Source organism: Nocardiopsis potens DSM 45234, from assembly GCF_000341105.1.
Lineage (GTDB): Bacteria > Actinomycetota > Actinomycetes > Streptosporangiales > Streptosporangiaceae > Nocardiopsis_A > Nocardiopsis_A potens.
Genome location: NZ_ANBB01000004.1, coordinates 13,015 through 29,558 on the forward strand (window position 1 = coordinate 13,015; position 16,544 = coordinate 29,558).

At 73.9% G+C, this 16,544-nt stretch carries 13 protein-coding genes; 10 read left to right on the forward strand and 3 right to left on the reverse strand.

Going from position 1 to position 16,544, the window contains the following annotated elements:
* Window positions 1-134 precede the first annotated feature (134 nt).
* The gene (gene arc, locus D459_RS0102345) at window positions 135-1,901 is read left to right on the forward strand and encodes a proteasome ATPase (protein ID WP_086003846.1); all 1,767 of its coding nucleotides are present in this window, start codon (window positions 135-137) and stop codon (window positions 1,899-1,901) included.
* 56 nt (window positions 1,902-1,957) lie between these two features.
* Here arc and D459_RS0102350 read toward each other — a convergent pair whose 3' ends face one another.
* Window positions 1,958-2,593 (reverse strand): response regulator, encoded by a 636-nt coding sequence (locus tag D459_RS0102350; protein ID WP_017591382.1) that lies wholly within the window; start codon window positions 2,591-2,593, stop codon window positions 1,958-1,960.
* Entirely contained in the window at window positions 2,590-3,834 is a 1,245-nt protein-coding gene (locus D459_RS0102355; protein WP_051065302.1) for a sensor histidine kinase, read from the reverse strand. Before D459_RS0102355 ends, D459_RS0102350 begins: the two co-directional genes overlap by 4 nt.
* A gap of 203 nt (window positions 3,835-4,037) precedes the next feature.
* On the opposite strand from D459_RS0102355, the gene D459_RS0102360 reads away from it, so the two are divergent.
* From D459_RS0102360 to D459_RS0102400, 8 genes are all read left to right on the forward strand, one after another.
* Window positions 4,038-5,117 carry an FtsX-like permease family protein gene (locus tag D459_RS0102360; RefSeq protein ID WP_017591384.1) on the forward strand — a complete coding sequence of 360 codons (1,080 nt, stop codon included), beginning with the start codon at window positions 4,038-4,040 and terminating at the stop codon, window positions 5,115-5,117.
* Complete coding sequence (locus tag D459_RS0102365) at window positions 5,114-5,806, forward strand: ABC transporter ATP-binding protein (protein ID WP_017591385.1); 693 nt, start codon at window positions 5,114-5,116, stop codon at window positions 5,804-5,806. The genes D459_RS0102360 and D459_RS0102365 overlap by 4 nt, the downstream gene beginning before the upstream one ends.
* Window positions 5,807-5,994: 188 nt before the next feature.
* Window positions 5,995-7,515, forward strand: coding sequence for a depupylase/deamidase Dop (dop, locus tag D459_RS0102370; RefSeq protein ID WP_338044391.1), 1,521 nt, complete (start codon window positions 5,995-5,997; stop codon window positions 7,513-7,515).
* Window positions 7,516-7,714: 199 nt separating this feature from the next.
* Window positions 7,715-7,918, forward strand: coding sequence for a ubiquitin-like protein Pup (locus tag D459_RS0102375; protein ID WP_017591387.1), 204 nt, complete (start codon window positions 7,715-7,717; stop codon window positions 7,916-7,918).
* 257 nt (window positions 7,919-8,175) lie between these two features.
* A complete protein-coding gene (gene prcB, locus D459_RS0102385; RefSeq protein ID WP_026119988.1) occupies window positions 8,176-9,021 on the forward strand; it encodes a proteasome subunit beta in 846 nt (281 codons plus the stop codon).
* A gap of 79 nt (window positions 9,022-9,100) precedes the next feature.
* A complete protein-coding gene (prcA, locus tag D459_RS0102390; protein ID WP_040708981.1) occupies window positions 9,101-9,868 on the forward strand; it encodes a proteasome subunit alpha in 768 nt (255 codons plus the stop codon).
* 168 nt (window positions 9,869-10,036) lie between these two features.
* Window positions 10,037-11,395, forward strand: a complete 1,359-nt coding sequence (gene pafA / locus D459_RS0102395; protein WP_017591391.1) for a Pup--protein ligase — start codon at window positions 10,037-10,039, stop codon at window positions 11,393-11,395.
* 120 nt (window positions 11,396-11,515) lie between these two features.
* Window positions 11,516-12,595, forward strand: a complete 1,080-nt coding sequence (locus D459_RS0102400; protein WP_026119989.1) for an FKBP-type peptidyl-prolyl cis-trans isomerase — start codon at window positions 11,516-11,518, stop codon at window positions 12,593-12,595.
* A 151-nt stretch (window positions 12,596-12,746) separates the two neighbouring features.
* Here the strand turns inward: D459_RS0102400 and D459_RS0102405 are convergent, their stop codons facing one another.
* Window positions 12,747-13,985: a DUF3866 family protein gene (locus D459_RS0102405; RefSeq protein WP_026119990.1), complete on the reverse strand. Its 1,239-nt coding sequence runs from the start codon at window positions 13,983-13,985 to the stop codon at window positions 12,747-12,749.
* A 141-nt stretch (window positions 13,986-14,126) separates the two neighbouring features.
* On the opposite strand from D459_RS0102405, the gene D459_RS0102410 reads away from it, so the two are divergent.
* A complete protein-coding gene (locus D459_RS0102410; RefSeq protein ID WP_026119991.1) occupies window positions 14,127-16,127 on the forward strand; it encodes a helix-turn-helix transcriptional regulator in 2,001 nt (666 codons plus the stop codon).
* The last annotated feature ends 417 nt before the right edge of the window (window positions 16,128-16,544 follow it).

Consider the following 16,544-nt stretch of genomic DNA (forward strand, 5'->3'; position numbering starts at 1 on the left):
CGGGGGCCTCATTACCAGCCTGACCTAGGCTTTCACAAGATCGAAAAGTGAGTCCTCAAACACTTGCGGAGCACCGGAGGTTAGGAATAGTCCATGGGTAGGTAGGGTTCCGAGTAGTCGTCCTCTTATAGGAGGTGGCGGACGTGGCCGATCGCGACGACGAGCGTCAGGCGGAGCGCGACCGAGAAGTCGAAGAGCTCACGGCTCAAGTCTCCTACTTGGAAAAGGAGCTCAGCGTAGTCCGGCGCAAGCTCGCCGATTCCCCCCGCCATGTGCGGCTCCTGGAGGACCGACTGCGTGAGGCGCAGGCCAACCTCGCCGCGGCGAACGGCCAGAACGAGCGGCTGGTCTCCACGCTGAAGGAGGCGCGGGACCAGATCGTCGCCCTCAAGGAGGAGGTCGACCGGCTGGCCCAGCCGCCGTCCGGCTTCGGGGTGTTCCTGGAGGCCCGCGAGGACGGGACCGTCGAGATCTTCACCAACGGCCGCAAGATGCGGGTGAACGTCAGCCCGTCGGTCGAGGTGGAGGAGCTCAGCCCCGGCCAGGAGGTCATGCTCAACGAGGCGTTCAACGTCGTCGAGGCGCAGTCCTTCGAGACCGTCGGCGAGGTCGTGATGCTGAAGGAGGCGCTCGGCGGCGACCGGGTGCTGGTGATCTCCAACCACGACGAGGAGCGGATCGTCCGGCTGGCCGAGCCGCTGCGCGGGGAGGCCATCCGCCCCGGCGACTCGCTGCTGCTGGAGACGCGCTCGGGCTACGTCTACGAGCGCATCCCCAAGTCGGAGGTGGAGGAGCTCATCCTCGAAGAGGTCCCCGACATCGCCTACACCGACATCGGCGGCCTCAGCGGGCAGATCGAGATGATCCGCGACGCGGTCGAGCTGCCCTACCTGCACAAGGACCTGTTCTACGAGCACCGGCTGCGCCCGCCCAAGGGCGTGCTGCTCTACGGCCCGCCCGGGTGCGGGAAGACGCTGATCGCCAAGGCGGTCGCCAACTCGCTGGCCAAGCAGGTCGCCGAGCGCACCGGCCAGGACGTCGGCAAGAGCTTCTTCCTCAACATCAAGGGCCCCGAGCTGCTGAACAAGTACGTCGGCGAGACCGAGCGGCACATCCGCCTGGTCTTCCAGCGGGCCCGGGAGAAGGCCGGCGAGGGCACCCCGGTGATCGTGTTCTTCGACGAGATGGACTCGATCTTCCGCACCCGCGGCTCCGGCGTCTCCAGCGACGTGGAGAACACCATCGTCCCCCAGCTGCTCAGCGAGATCGACGGCGTGGAGGGGCTGGAGAACGTCATCGTCATCGGCGCCTCCAACCGGGAGGACATGATCGACCCGGCGATCCTGCGCCCGGGCCGGCTGGACGTGAAGATCAAGATCGAGCGGCCCGACGCCGAGGCCGCCCGGGACATCTTCTCCAAGTACATCACCGACGGCCTCCCGCTGCACGAGGACGACCTCGCCGAGCACGGCGGCTCCACCAAGGCCACCGTGGAGGCGATGATCCAGCGGGTCGTCGAGCGGATGTACACCGAGACGGAGGAGAACCGCTTCCTGGAGGTCACCTACGCCAACGGCGACAAGGAGGTCCTCTACTTCAAGGACTTCAACTCCGGGGCGATGATCCAGAACATCGTGGACCGGGCCAAGAAGATGGCCATCAAGGACTTCATCGACAACAAGTCCAAGGGCATCCGGGTGGCGCACCTGATGCAGGCCTGCGTCGACGAGTTCAGCGAGAACGAGGACCTGCCCAACACCACCAACCCGGACGACTGGGCCCGCATCTCCGGCAAGAAGGGCGAGCGGATCGTCTACATCCGCACGCTGGTCTCCGGCAAGAAGGGCGCGGACTCCGGCCGGTCCATCGACACCGTGGCCAACACCGGCCAGTACCTGTAGCGGCGCAAAGGGGCCCGCCGGGGGATCCGGCGGGCCCCTCGCCGTTCCCGGGCCGCTCAGCGCGGGCGCAGGATGCCGCGCTCCATCGCGACCGAGATCGCCGCGGTCCGGTTGTCCACCCCGAGTTTTTCGTAGATGTGCCCCAGGTGCGTCTTGACGGTGGCCTCGCTGACGAACAGCTCCCGGGAGAGCGCCCTGTTGGACAGGCCGCGGGCCAGCAGGTGCAGGATCTCGGTCTCCCGCGGGCTGAGCGCGGTGCGCGGCGCGCGCAGCCGGCCCACCAGCCGGGCGGCGACCCCGGGGGAGAGCGCTGTCTCGCCGCGCGCCGCCGCGGCCACCGCCTCGCACAGCCGGTCGGGCGGGGAGTCCTTGAGCATGTAGCCGGCGGCCCCGGCCTCCACCGCGGCGAGGATGTCGGCGTCGCTGTCGTAGGTGGTCAGCACCAGCACCGGCGGGGCGTCCGGGAGTCCGCCGACGGCCCGGGTGGCGTCGGCGCCGTCCATGCCGCCCATCCGCAGGTCCATCAGGACCACGTCGACGGCGGTGCCGGCGAGCACGGCCAGCGCCTCCCGGCCGTCGGCGGCCTCGGCCACCACCTCCATGTCCGGGCGCTCGTCGAACATCGCGCGCAGCCCGCGCCGGACCACCGGGTGGTCGTCGACGAGCAGCAGGCGCAGCGGTCGGTCGGTCACGTCTCCTCCTCGGCGCCGGCGGGCTCGGCGCCCAGCGGCAGGGTCACGGCGAGGGCGGTGCCCTCCCCGGGGGCGGACTCCAGCTGCAGGCGGCCGCCGAGCTCGGCGACCCGGCCGGCCAGCCCGCGGGTGCCGTAGCCGGTGCCGTCGGCGCGGCCGTGCTCCACCCCGGCCGGGTCGAAGCCGCGCCCGTCGTCGTAGACGTCGAGGGCGACCTCGCCGTCCAGGTAGGCCAGAGTGACCACGGCGGTGCGCGCGCCGGAGTGCGCCGCGACGTTGGCCAGGCCGACCTGCCCGGCGCGGAGCAGCGCCACCTCGAAGCCGGCCGGCAGCGGCACCGGGTCGCCCTCCAGGCGGAACCGGCAGTCGGTGCCGCTCTCGGCGGCGGTGCGCGAGCAGAGCCGGCCCAGGGCGTCGGCGAGCGAGCCGGAGGAGAGCGAGGGCGGCGCCAGGGCGCGGACGAACCGGCGGGCCTCGGCGAGGTTCTCCGCGGCGGTGTCCCGGGCGTCGGCGATCCGCGCGGCCGCGGCGCCCGGGTCGGTGCGCACCGCCCCCTCCGCGGAGCGGAGCAGCAGCACGATGCTGGACAGGCCCTGGGCCAGGGTGTCGTGGATCTCCCGGGAGAGCCGCTCCCGCTCGGCGAGGGCACCGGCCCGGTGCTGGGTCTCGGCCAGTTCGCCGCGGGTGCGCTCCAGGTCCTCGATCAGCCGCCGGCGCTGCTCGCTCTCGGTGTACAGGGCGGCGTAGCCCAGCGCGATCACCACCGCGAAGGCCGCCCCCAGCACCGGGCCGAGCAGCATGCCGGTGTCCAGTCCGCGGGCGTGCAGCGCCTGGGAGGCGACGACCGCGGCGGTGATCACGGCGACCGCGGCCACCGCGTGCAGCCGGCGCAGCAGGTGCAGGTGGAGGAAGAACAGCGGGAAGGCGAGCCAGGAGAAGTCCGGGCTGAGCAGCAGCAGCCCCGCCCACACCGCGGTGACCAGGGCGAGCCAGGCCAGGGCGGTGCGCCGGCCGGGCAGCAGGCGCAGCAGCGGCGGGCCGCAGGCGTAGACCGCGCCCAGCACGGCGGCGCCGGCCAGGGCCGCCCAGTCCGCCGGGCCGGCGCCGCCGGTGAACAGCCGGGCCGCGGCCACCGCCAGCAGCAGGAAGAACGCGGCGTGCAGGCAGCCGCGCAGGACGGCGAGCACGGTCGCGGTCCCGGTGGAGAGCGAGGCGAAGGGCGCCCGGTGAGCAGGGTGCATCCAGTCCACGGTAGGCCGCGGCCGCCCGGCCCGCATCGACCGAACGGCGGATGCCGGGCTCAGCCCTTCCGCTCCGCGGAACCGCCCGCCCGTCCGATGGAATCCGGGGCGGGCGGCGCGAGGGTGGGAAGTGCGCGGCGGAACCGCGCCGCGGGGCCGGTCCCGGCGCCCGCGCACCCCTACCCCTTCCAGGAGGCCCTGCCGTGTTCGTGGCCGTCCGCGACATCCGCGCCGCCAAGGGGCGGTTCGCGCTGATGGGCTCGGTCGTCGCCCTCATCACCCTGCTGGTGGTCCTGCTCTCCGGGCTCACCGCGGGGCTGGCCGACGAGTCCGTCTCCGCGATCGACCGCCTGCCCGCCACCAGGATCGCCTTCGGGGCGGCCGGCGGCGCCGACCCCGAGGAGTCCTTCGCCGACAGCTCGGTCACCGCCGAGCAGGTGCGGGCCTGGGCCGGCACCGACGGGGTGGCCTGGGCCGAGGCGCTGGCCGTCACCCCCGCCCGGCTGGAGCTGGCCGACGGCTCCACCGCCGCGGCGACGGTGCTCGCCGCCGAGCCCGGCGGGCACCTCGCCCCGGAGGGCACCGGCGACGGCGCCCTGGTCGTGTCCGAGCCGCTGGCCGAGGAGGAGGGCCTGGCGGCCGGGGACACCGTGGTCCTCGCCGGCCGCGAGTTCACCGTGGACCGGGTCGCCGGCGACGACTCCTACAGCCACACCCCCGCCGTCTGGACCTCGCTGGCCTCCTGGCGCGGCCTGGCGCCGGACGGCGCCGCGGACGTCCCGGCCGGCACCGTGGTCGCCGCCGAGGCCGGCGGGGACGCCGCCGCGGCGGCCGACGGCGCGGCGGGCACGGTCTCCGCGACCCGCTCGGGGAGCCTGGCGGCGATCGGCGCCTACTCCTCGGAGAACGGGTCGCTGATGATGATCCAGGGCTTCCTCTACGCCATCTCCGCCCTGGTGGCCGGGGCGTTCCTGACCGTGTGGACGGTCCAGCGCACCGGCGACATCGCCATCCTCAAGGCGCTCGGCGGCTCCACCGGCTACCTGGTCCGCGACGCGCTGGCCCAGGCCCTGGCGGTGCTGGCGGCCGGCTCCCTGGCCGGGGGAGCGGCCGGCGCGGCGCTGGGCGCCGCGGCCGCCTCCGCGGTCCCGTTCTCGGCGAGCGCCGCCACCACCCTGCTCCCGGTCGCCGCCATGGTGGCCCTGGGCATGCTCGGGGCGGTCCTGGCGGTCCGCCGCATCACCTCCGTCGACCCGCTGACCGCCCTTGGAGGCGTCCGATGAGCATCGAACTCACCGACATCACCCTGACCTACCCGGACGGCGACTCCCGGGTGACGGCGCTGGACCGGGTCTCGCTGGCGGCCGGCCCCGGGGAGCTGCACGCCGTGGTGGGCCCCTCCGGGTCGGGCAAGTCGAGCCTGCTGGCGGTGGCCGCCGCGCTGATCCGCCCGGACTCCGGCGGCGTCCGCATCGACGGGCGGGAGGCGGCCGGGCTGTCCCCGGGGGAGCTGAGCCGGCTGCGCATGCACCGGGTCGGCATCGTCTTCCAGCAGCCCAACCTGGTCTCCTCGCTCACCGCGGTGGAGCAGCTGCTGGCGGTGGAGCACATGCGCGGCCGCCCGGTGCGCTCGCACCGCGCCGCGGCCGAGCGGATGCTGGCCGCGGTCGGGCTGGCGGGCCGGGAGCACCGCCGCCCGGCGCGGCTCTCCGGCGGCGAGCGGCAGCGGGTCAACATCGCCCGGGCGCTCACCGGGTCGCCGCGGGTGCTGGTGGTCGACGAGCCCACCGCCGCCCTGGACCACGAGCGCGGCGCCGGGATCATGGACCTGCTCGCGGAGGTCACCGCGGAGTTCGGCACCGCCACCCTGGTGGTCACGCACGACACCGAGTACCTGGACCGGGCCGGCGCGGTCTGGGAGATGCGCGACGGCCGGCTGTCCGCCCGGGACGCCGCCGCGGCGGCCGGCTGACCGCGTCGGCGGCCCCGGGGGCGGCGCGCCCCGGCCCGCCCCGGGGAGCGGCGGCGCCCCTCGGGTCCGCCGGGGAAGGGGAGCCGGGGGTCCGGCCCCGGGGCGGGTGGGGAACCGGCCCGGAGACGGTCCGGCGGCAATTCGCGGCGCGGAGTTCAAGACGCGGTATCGGTGGATAACCTTCCAACATGACTGTGCGGCGGATTATGGGCATCGAGACCGAGTACGGCATCTCCGTGCCCGGCAACCCCGGTGCCAACGCGATGGTGACCTCGACCCAGGTGGTCAACGCCTACCTGGCGGCCTCGGCCGCGCGGGCCCGCAAGGCCCGCTGGGACTTCGAGGAGGAGAACCCGCTGCGCGACGCGCGCGGGTTCGACCTGGCCCGGGAGGTCGCCGACCCCACCCAGCTCACCGACGAGGACCTGGGGCTGGCCAACGTCATCCTCACCAACGGGGCGCGGCTCTACGTCGACCACGCCCACCCCGAGTACTCCGCGCCGGAGGTCACCAACCCGCGCGACGCCGTGCTGTGGGACAAGGCCGGCGAGCGGGTGATGGCGGACGCGGCCGGCCGCGCCTCCGCCGTGCCCGGGGTGGAGCCGATCCAGCTCTACAAGAACAACACCGACAACAAGGGCGCCTCCTACGGGTGCCACGAGAACTACCTGATGCGCCGCTCCACCGCGTTCGGCGACATCGTCCGCCACCTGATCCCCTTCTTCACCTCCCGCCAGGTGATCTGCGGCGCGGGCCGGGTCGGCATCGGCTCCGACGCCCGCGACGCCGGCTTCCAGATCAGCCAGCGCGCCGACTTCTTCGAGGTCGAGGTGGGGCTGGAGACCACCCTGAAGCGCCCCATCATCAACACCCGGGACGAGCCGCACGCCGACCCGGACAAGTACCGCCGGCTGCACGTCATCATCGGCGACGCCAACATGAGCGAGCTGTCCACCTACCTCAAGCTGGGCACCACCTCGCTGGTGCTGGCGATGATCGAGGACGGCTTCATCGGGGTGGACCTCACCCTGGACACCCCCGTCGCCGACCTGCGCGCCATCTCCCACGACCCCACCCTCACCCACCAGGCCCGGCTGCGCGACGGCCGCCGGATGACCGCGCTGCAGATCCAGCGCGAGTACCTGGAGCTGGCCCAGAAGTACGTGCAGGACCGCTACGGCAGCGAGCCCGACGCCGACACCGCCGACGTGCTGCAGCGCTGGGAGTCGGTGCTGGACCGGCTCGCCGAGGACCCGATGGGGCTCGCCGGCGAGCTGGACTGGGTGGCCAAGCTCAAGCTGCTGGAGGGCTACCGCGACCGGGACGGCATCGACTGGGACCACCACCGGCTCCAGCTGGTCGACCTGCAGTACTCCGACGTCCGCCAGGAGAAGGGCCTGTACAACCGGCTGGTGTCCCGGGGCCGGATGAAACGCCTGCTGGACGAGGCCGAGGTGCAGCGCTCCATCACCGAGCCGCCGGAGGACACCCGCGCCTACTTCCGCGGCCGCTGCCTGGCCAAGTACGCCGACTCGGTGGCCGCCGCCTCCTGGGACTCGGTGATCTTCGACCTCCCCGGCCACGACTCCCTCCAGCGGGTGCCCACCCTGGAGCCGCGGCGCGGCACCAGGGAGCACGTCGGCGCCCTCCTCGACTCCTCAGACACCGCCGCCGACCTGGTCGCCGTGCTCACCGGCGGCCGCGGCTGAGGCGCCCGGCCCCGCCCCCCGCCCGGCGCGCCCCCGGCGCCGGCGGGAACACTCTCCGGTGACCCGCCGTTCGCACGGATGTACGGACAATCCGGCGGGAAGTGGGTAACGTGCACACAACGGGACCCGTGATCGAGGTTGAGGCGGGGCCCGGCGGGCCAAGATAAGGGGCGAGAGCCCCGATCGAGGAGGTTGTGGGATGGCGACCAAGGACACCGGCGGGCAGAAGCACGGCACTCGGCGGGACGAAGAGGTCGAGGAGACCGAGGCCTCCGCCGAGACGACCACGCGCAACGAAGAGCTGGACTCCGACGTCGACGACATCCTGGACGAGATCGACGAGGTCCTCGAATCCAACGCCGAGGACTTCGTCCGCCAGTTCGTGCAGAAGGGCGGGCAGTGACGCGGACCGCCGCCTCCGGGGCCGCCGCTGAGCACCGGGGCCGGGCCGCCTCCCGGGGCGGCCCGGCCCCGCCCGTTCCGGAGGGCGCGGGGCCCGGCTCCCCCGCCGGGTTCGCCCTCAGCGGAGCGGCCACCGGCCGCTACCCCCGGTTCCCCCGGGATCAGTAGGGTCGACACCAGGAAACGTCAAACGCCGCATGCGCCCCGCCGCCCCTTCGGCGACGCGATCACGGGCGGGGCGCCATCGAAGGGAGTCGCGTGTCTGAAGCGTTCGAGGGCGGACGGCTGCCCGCCGCGTACATGAATCCGGGGATGTCGTCTTTCACCGAGTTCCTCGGCGCGGTCCATCCCGACCTGCTGCCCAACTGGCGGGACCTCCCGCAGGCCTCCGGGGCGCACCAGCTCACCCCCGACGCCACCACCATCGTGGCGCTGACCTTCCCCGGCGGCGTGGTGCTGGCCGGCGACCGGCGGGCGACCGCGGGCAACGTCATCGCCAACCGGGACATGGAGAAGCTGTTCCGCGCCGACGAGTTCTCCGCGGTGGCGATCGCCGGGTCGGCCGGCATCGGCATCGAGCTGGCCCGGCTCTACCAGGTCGAACTGGAGCACTACGAGAAGCGGGAGAGCCGGCCGCTCTCCCTGGAAGGTAAGGCCAACCGGCTGGCCAACATGCTCCGCGGCAACCTGGGGCTGGCCATGCAGGGCTTCGTCGTGGTGCCGCTGCTGGTCGGCTACGACGAGGCGCGCGGCATCGGCCGGATCTTCAGCTACGACCCGGTGGGCGGCCGCTACGAGGAGCAGCGCTACCACTCGATCGGCTCCGGCTCGGTGTTCGCCAAGGGGTCGCTGAAGAAGCTGTTCACCGACGACCTCACCGAGGCCCAGGCGGTCGAGGCCGCGGTGCAGTCGCTCTACGACGCCGCCGAGGACGACTCCGCCACCGGCGGCCCGGACCTGCACCGCAAGATCTACCCGCTGGTCGACATCGTCACCGAGGAGGGCTACCGGCGGCTGCCGACCGACGAGGTCGCGCGGGTCGCCGAGACGGTCGTCGCCGGGCGCGCCGAGCGCCCGGACGGCCCCATCGCCCCGCTCTCCTGACCGGTGGTCCGCGCCGCCGGCGGCGCGGACCGACCAGCTCCCCGCAGCACGAACAGCAAAGGAACGATCAGCGGTGTCGATGCCGTTCTACGTCTCGCCCGAGCAGAGCATGAAGGACAAGGCGGACTACGCGCGCAAGGGGATCGCGCGCGGCCGCAGCGCCGTGGTACTGCAGTACGACGGCGGCATCCTGCTCGTCGCGGACAACATGTCCCGCACCCTGCACAAGATCAGCGAACTCTACGACCGGGTGGCGTTCGCCGCCGTCGGCCGCGGCAACGAGTTCGAGAACCTGCGCCTGGGCGGCGTCCGCTACGCCGACGCGCACGGCTACGCCTACGACCGGCGCGACGTCACCGGCCGGATGCTGGCCAACGCCTACGCCCAGACCCTGGGCACGGTCTTCAGCGAGAGCAACAAGCCCTGGGAGGTGGAGATCGTCGTGGCCGAGGTCGGCGACGACGCCGACTCCGACCAGATCTACCGGATCACCTTCGACGGCTCGGTCGCCGACGAGAAGGGCCTGGTGGGCATGGGCGGCTCCGCCGAGGCGGTGACCAACGCGCTCAAGGAGCGGTTCGACCCGGCGGCCCCGCTCAGCGAGGCGCTGTCCGCGGCGATGTACGCCCTCTCCCACGAGCAGCACGAGCGGCGCGAGCTGGACGCGGCCAACCTGGAGGTCGCGGTCCTGGAGCGGGCCCGCGAGCACCGCAAGTTCCGCCGGATCCGCGGCGCCCGCCTGGAGCGGCTGATCGAGGAGGCGCGCGCCGCCGACGGGGCGCCGGCCTCCGGCGCGGGCGGCGCCTCCGCCGGCGACGGCGCGGAGGACGCGGAGAACGGGGCCTGAGGCCCGGCCGGTCGGCCCCGCCGCATCCGGGCGGGCCGACCGGTTTCCCGAGCCGGGACGGTGCCGATAAACAAGGTGGAGTCGTCGGCAGCGCAGCGGGGCTCCGGCCGGGCCCCCGGCCGAACCGGGCCCGCGCGGCTGCCACGGGACGGGAAATGGTGAGGCCGCGTGGAACGACGCATTTTCGGACTGGAGAACGAGTACGGCGTCACCTGCACGTTCCGGGGACAGCGCCGGCTGTCGCCGGACGAGGTGGCGCGCTACCTGTTCCGGCGCGTCGTGTCGTGGGGGCGCAGCAGCAACGTCTTCCTGCGCAACGGCGCCCGCCTCTACCTCGACGTCGGAAGCCACCCCGAGTACGCCACCCCCGAGTGCGACGACCTGGCCGACCTCGTCGCGCACGACAAGGCGGGCGAGCGCATCCTGGAGGGCCTGCAGGTCGACGCGGAGCAGCGGCTGCACGAGGAGGGCATCGCCGGGGAGATCTACCTGTTCAAGAACAACACCGACTCGGCCGGGAACTCCTACGGCTGCCACGAGAACTACCTGGTCGGCCGGCACGGCGAGTTCGGCCGGCTCGCCGACATCCTGATCCCCTTCCTGGTCACCCGGCAGATCATCTGCGGCGCCGGCAAGGTGCTGCAGACCCCGCGCGGGGCGCTGTACTGCGTCAGCCAGCGCGCCGAGCACATCTGGGAGGGCGTCTCCTCGGCGACCACCCGCTCCCGCCCGATCATCAACACCCGGGACGAGCCGCACGCCGACGCCGAGCGGTTCCGCAGGCTGCACGTCATCGTCGGCGACTCCAACATGAGCGAGGTGACCACCCTGCTCAAGCTGGCCTCCACCGACCTGGTGCTGCGGATGATCGAGACCGGCGTGGTGATGCGCGACTACACCCTGGAGAACCCGATCCGGGCGATCCGCGAGGTCAGCCACGACATGACCGGGCGGCGCAAGGTGCGGCTGGCCAACGGGCGCGAGGCCAGCGCCCTGGAGATCCAGCGGGAGTACCTGGAGAAGGTCCAGGCCTACGTGGACCGCAACGGCACCGACGCCACCGGCAAGCGGGTGCTGGAGCTGTGGGCGCGCACCCTGGAGGCGGTGGAGACGCAGAACCTCTCCCTGGTGGAGCGGGAGATCGACTGGGTCGCCAAGTACAAGCTGCTGGAGCGGTACCGGTCCAAGCACGGGCTGTCGCTGTCCTCCCCGCGGATCGCCCAGCTCGACCTGACCTACCACGACATCCACCGCGACCGTGGCCTGTTCTACCTGATGCAGCGCAAGGGCCAGATGGACCGGGTCGTCGGCGACCTGCGGATCTTCCAGGCCAAGTCGGTGCCGCCGCAGACCACCCGGGCCCGGCTGCGCGGCGAGTTCATCCGCAAGGCCCAGGAGAAGCGCCGCGACTTCACCGTGGACTGGGTCCACCTCAAGCTCAACGACCAGGCGCAGCGCACCGTGCTGTGCAAGGACCCGTTCAAGGCGGTGGACGAGCGGGTGGAGAAGCTCATCGCGGGCATGTGACCCGGCGGGGGAGGGGCCGCGCCCGGCCCCTCCCTCTCAACCGGCTCTTACCCGGATACGGCACCATGCCCTTTTCGGTAATGTGTCTGGGACCCGAGCCGGATATTGAGGTAGTGCCCTATGCGACGACGTGCCGCCGCCCTCGCGGTGCCGTTCTCGGTCGTGCTGCTGGCGTCGTCCGCCTGCGGTGCGATCCCGGAGAAGTACCAGGTCCCCGCCTTCATGCGGATGGACGAGCAGGAGATCGACGAGCGCCTGCCCACCGTCGAGGGCAAGCCCGGCGAAGAGCCCGAGGTGGCCTTCCCCGACATCGCCCCGCCCGGCGAGCAGATCTCCGGCGTGGTCCGCCCCGGGGACGAGGAGGAGATCATCCGGGCCGATGACACGCTCCTCGTCGACATCGTCGACTACCAGTGGAGCGGCAAGGGCGAGGCGGAGAAGACCAACTCCACCTACGAGACCGACACGCCGTTCCTGCTCCAGCTCAACCAGGTGCAGGAGGAGCTCAGCGGCGTCCTGGTGAACCAGGCGGTCGGCGCGCAGGTGGCGTTCGTGCTGCCCGGCCCGGACCCGGCGCAGGCCGAGGCGCAGGGCATGGAGCCGCAGGAGGGCGACACCGTCTCCATCGTCGAGGTGCGCGACCGGTACGGCAAGGGCGACACCGTCGAGGGCGAGCAGCAGACCGACGGCGGCGACGGCCTGCCCACCGCGGCCGACGCCGGCGCGGCGGCCCCCGAGATCAAGATCCCGAAGGAGACCGACCCGCCGAAGAAGCTGGAGAAGGTCGAGCTGATCGAGGGCGACGGCCCCGAGACCGAGAAGGAGCAGCAGCTCGTCGTCCAGTACACCGGGGTCCGGTGGGACGACGGCGAGATGTTCGACTCCTCCTGGAAGCAGGGCGGCACCCCGTTCACCTTCCCGCTCGGCCAGGGCCAGGTCATCGAGGGCTGGGACGAGGGCCTGGAGGGCGTGAAGGTCGGCTCCCGGGTCATGCTGGTCATCCCCGAGGACCAGGCCTACGGCAAGGAGGCCGAGGAGAGCGGCCAGCCGGCCGGCACCCTGGTCTTCGTCGTCGACGTGCTGGGCGCGGTCAACCCGCCGCCGCCCCCGGAGGAGGAGAAGTCCGAGGAGGGCGGGGACTCCGGCGACAAGGAGTCCAAGGACTCCGAGGACAAGGGCGGCGAGGGCTCCGAGGGCTAGCCCTCCCGGCTCGGGCGCCCGCGCCCCGGGGGCGGCGACGCGCCGCCCCCGGGGCGCCGCCGTGTCCGGCCGCCGCCCGCGGACGGCGGCGCCGGGACCGGCGCGACAGAGGGCGCCCGGCCGCCGCTCAGGCGTTGAGCAGGGCCGCCGCTCAGGCGTTGAGCAGGGCCGCCGCGTGCCGACCCGCCGCGGCGGCGCTCAGGAAGCAGGCGGTGTCCTCCTCCAGGGAGCGGCCCATGCTGGACAGCCGGACCGGCAGCGCCTGCAGCGCCTCCTCCAGGCCGTCCAGGTCGATGTGGACCAGCCGGTGCCGCTCGGCCAGCAGCGCCGCGTCCCTCGCCACCCGGGCGCCGAACGAGCCGCGCAGCGCCGGGACCGGCACGTCGGCGCGGGCCAGGGCGACCCTCCCGTAGGCGGTCAGGCTGTGGTGGGAGACCCCGCGGTGCCGCTCGCGCGGGTCGGCGTCGCTCACCCGCAGCGCGGCGACCGGGCGGCCGCCCAGCACCGAGGCGGCGTTCACCGCTTCCCCGGCGGCCACCCCGGAGAACCCCCACGGGGTGCCGGTGCCCAGGTTGCCCGGCCCCTGCGCGACCACCGCCAGCTCCGCGCCGAGCACATGCCGGGCGGCGAGCAGGCCGCTGTGCACCGTCACCGTCTCCAGGTCCCCGCCGAACGCCTGGCCGGTGGTGACCACCCCGGCCAGCAGCCCGGCCTCGCGCAGCGCCGCGGCGGTCCGGGAGAACGCGGCCGGCAGCGCACCGCCGTCGAGCATCACGTAGACGGCCCGCACCCCGGGCCGGTCCGCGTCCGCCCCGGCCAGGATCGCGGGCAGCGCCGAGTGCAGGTCCGCGGCGACCACCGGCATGCCGTCCAGCCCTTCGGCGCCGCGCAGCACCGCGTGGTGCGGGGAGTCCTGCCCGTCGGCGCCCAGCACGGTGGTCTGCAGCGGCGTGTAGCGCGCCTTGACCAGGTGCCCGGGGACGGGGGCGTCGTCGGGCAGCCGGTCCGGCAGGGCGGCCACCATCGCGTATCCGCCGGTGCCCAGGCCCAGGTCGAGGGCGGTGGTGTTGAGCAGCACCCGGTCGCCGGGGGCCGGGGTGCCGACCAGGTCGGTGTAGGCCAGCGCGCGGCAGACCCGGACCCGGCGCTCGGCGGGATCGGCGGGGGCGGCGACGGCCCCCGCGGCCGGGGCCTCCTCGGCCTCCGGTGAACCGGGCTCCGGAGGGGCGCCGCCGGCCCCGCCGATGTCCGCCCCGCGCCCCTGCTCCGGGACCGGCCCCGCCCCGCCGGGAGGCGCCTCGGCCCGGTCGTCCAGCTCGGCGTCGACCTCCACCGCGCCCGGCCATGCGCGGCGGACCGCGGCCACTCGTCCAGCTCGCCATCGGATCACGGGAAGCACGGTACCGTCGGGGCGTGAGGCGGCGCTGCGACGGCACGCCGCCGGATGACCGGAGCAGGCGCCGGCGGAGGGCCGCCGGGTCCGCGACCGCTCCCAGCGAGGGCGGCGCGTGCAGCGGGAGGACGGAGAAAGATGTCCAGGAAGAAGACGGAACGCCAGTTGAACCTGGTCATCTGCCTGCTGGCGACTCGGCGCTTCCTCACCGCCAGGGAGATCCGGGCGACGGTGGCGGGCTACGAGGAGGCGGAGAGCGACGGCGCCTTCAAGCGGATGTTCGAGCGGGACAAGAAGGAGCTGCGGGACAGCGGCATCCCGATCGAGACCGGCGGCGGCGACGTGTGGAGCGACGAGGAGGGCTACCGGATCTCCCGGGCCGCCTACACCCTGCCCGACATCGAGCTGCTGCCGGACGAGGCCGCGGTGCTGGGCCTGGCGGCGCGCGCCTGGCGGCACGCCGCGCTGGGCGAGGCGGCGGCCGGCGCGATGATGAAGCTGCGCGCGGCCGGCGTCCCGGTCGACTCCGACGCCGCGCCGGCCATCACCCCGGTGCTGGACGCCGACGAGCCGGCGTTCCTGCCGATCTGGCAGGCGGTGCGGGACCGCCGCCCGATCGAGTTCGACTACCGCAAGCCCCGCGCCGAGCAGGCGGAGCGCCGGGTGCTGGAGCCGTGGGGCGTGGTGAACGTGCGCGGCCACTGGTACGTGGGCGGCCACGACCGGGTCCGCGGCGAGCGCCGGGTGTTCCGGCTCGGCCGGATCGTCGGCGGGGTCAAGGTGGTCTCCTCCGGTCCGCCGGTGGAGGTCCCGGAGGGCGTCGACGTCCGCTCGCTGGTGCGGGCGCAGCGGCCCGAGCCGGAGCACACCGCCCGGCTGCGGGTCCGCGGCGACTCCGCGCACGAGTTGCGCCGCGCCGCGCTGCGCATCGTCCCCGGCGGCGACGCCGCCCCGGAGGACCGCTGGGACCAGGTCGACCTGCCCTACACCGACCTGCCCGACCTGGTGGGGATGGCCGCCCGGTTCGGCGACCGGGTGGTGCTGGAGGAGCCGGCCGAGGCGCGCGCCGCGGTCGCCGAGCACCTGCGGGCGGTCGCCGAGCGGGAGCCGGAACCGGAGCCGGAGGCCCTGCCCGCCGGCGAGGAGGGCGTCCGCGGCGAGCGGCGCGCCGCCGCCTCCGCCGAGCAGCTGCGCCGGCTGCTGATGCTGGTGCCCTACGCGCTCAGCCACGACGTGCGGGTGCCCGAGGTCGCCGCGCACTTCGGGCTGACCGAGAAGCAGGTGCTCAAGGACCTCGCCCTGCTGTGGATGTGCGGCCTGCCCGGCTACACCCCGGGCGACCTGATCGAGGTCGACCTGGAGGCCGCCGAGTCCACCGGGGAGATCATCATCGGCAACGCCGACACCCTGGCCCGGCCGCTGGCGCTCACCGCCGACGAGGCGGCCAGCCTCATCGTCGGCCTGGAGCTGCTGGGCGAGCTGCCCGGCACGGCCGGCGGCGACGCGCTGAAGCGGGTGGGGGAGAAGCTGCGCGCCGCGGCGGGCGCCGCCGCCGAGGAGGTCGCCGCCGCGGTGGCGGTCCGGGTCGACCTGGACGAGGAGGAGCGGGAGAAGCAGCGGCGCTGCAAGGAGGCGCTCGACGCCGGCCAGGCGGTGCACCTGCGCTACCTCTCCGGCTACGTGGACGAGGTGACCGAGCGCGACGTCGACCCGATGGGGCTGGTGGTGCAGGACGGCCACGCGTTCCTGGAGGGCTGGTGCCGGCTGCGCGACGGGGTCCGGCTGTTCCGGCTGGACCGGGTGCTCGACCTGGCCGTGCTGCCCGAGCCGGCCCGGGTGCCCAGCGCCGCCCGCCGCCGGGACATCAGCGGCGGCCTGGTGCAGTTCTCCGAGGACGACCTGCGGGTCACCCTGGAGCTCGAACCGGCGGCCCGGTGGATCTCCGAGGACTACATCTGCACCGACGTCCGGGAACTGCCCGGCGGCCGGCTCCGCGTCACCCTGCGCACCCCGGCCCCGCGCTGGGTCCGCCGCCTGCTCCTCCGCCTGGGCCCCGACGCCCGCGTCATCGCCCCCGCCGACGTCGCCGCCCGCGTCCGCGAGGACGCCCGCCGCGCCCTGGAGGCCTACCCCTCCTGACCCGCCGCCCGGCCGTCGAGGGCCCCACCGGAGCACACCTCCGCGGGGCCCTTCCCGTGCGCCCCTCCGCACCGTGCTTCAACCGGAACATGGAATCCGTCGGGAAGACGGGCGGAGTGATCGCAGAGGGCGGCGAACAGCGTGGGGAAACGCACTCTTGCGGCCGCCGTCGGCATGGTCGTCCTCTGCGGGGACCGCCGGAGGAGGCCGGCGAGGAGAACGTCGAGCGGCCGCACGGCCACTGGGCGTCCAACGGCTGCCGGGTGTTCGAGGACCTTCGGCCGGACGACCTCTTCCTTCCCCTGCAGCGCGGGAAGGACTCCTTCCGGGCGGGGAACGGAGAGGCGGGGGACGGGACGCTGGTCCTTTCCGCCTCCTCGCCCTGCATCCGGCCTGGGGCCCAGGCCCCCGAGCAGC

Coding starts and splice junctions, on each gene's coding strand:
- D459_RS0102355 (WP_051065302.1), bottom strand. CDS start 3,834: ATGCACCCTGCTCACCGGGCGCCCTTCGCCTCGCTCTCCACCGGGACC.
- D459_RS0102365 (WP_017591385.1), top strand. CDS start 5,114: ATGAGCATCGAACTCACCGACATCACCCTGACCTACCCGGACGGCGAC.
- dop (WP_338044391.1), top strand. CDS start 5,995: ATGACTGTGCGGCGGATTATGGGCATCGAGACCGAGTACGGCATCTCC.
- D459_RS0102375 (WP_017591387.1), top strand. CDS start 7,715: ATGGCGACCAAGGACACCGGCGGGCAGAAGCACGGCACTCGGCGGGAC.
- prcA (WP_040708981.1), top strand. CDS start 9,101: ATGCCGTTCTACGTCTCGCCCGAGCAGAGCATGAAGGACAAGGCGGAC.
- D459_RS0102400 (WP_026119989.1), top strand. CDS start 11,516: ATGCGACGACGTGCCGCCGCCCTCGCGGTGCCGTTCTCGGTCGTGCTG.
- D459_RS0102410 (WP_026119991.1), top strand. CDS start 14,127: ATGTCCAGGAAGAAGACGGAACGCCAGTTGAACCTGGTCATCTGCCTG.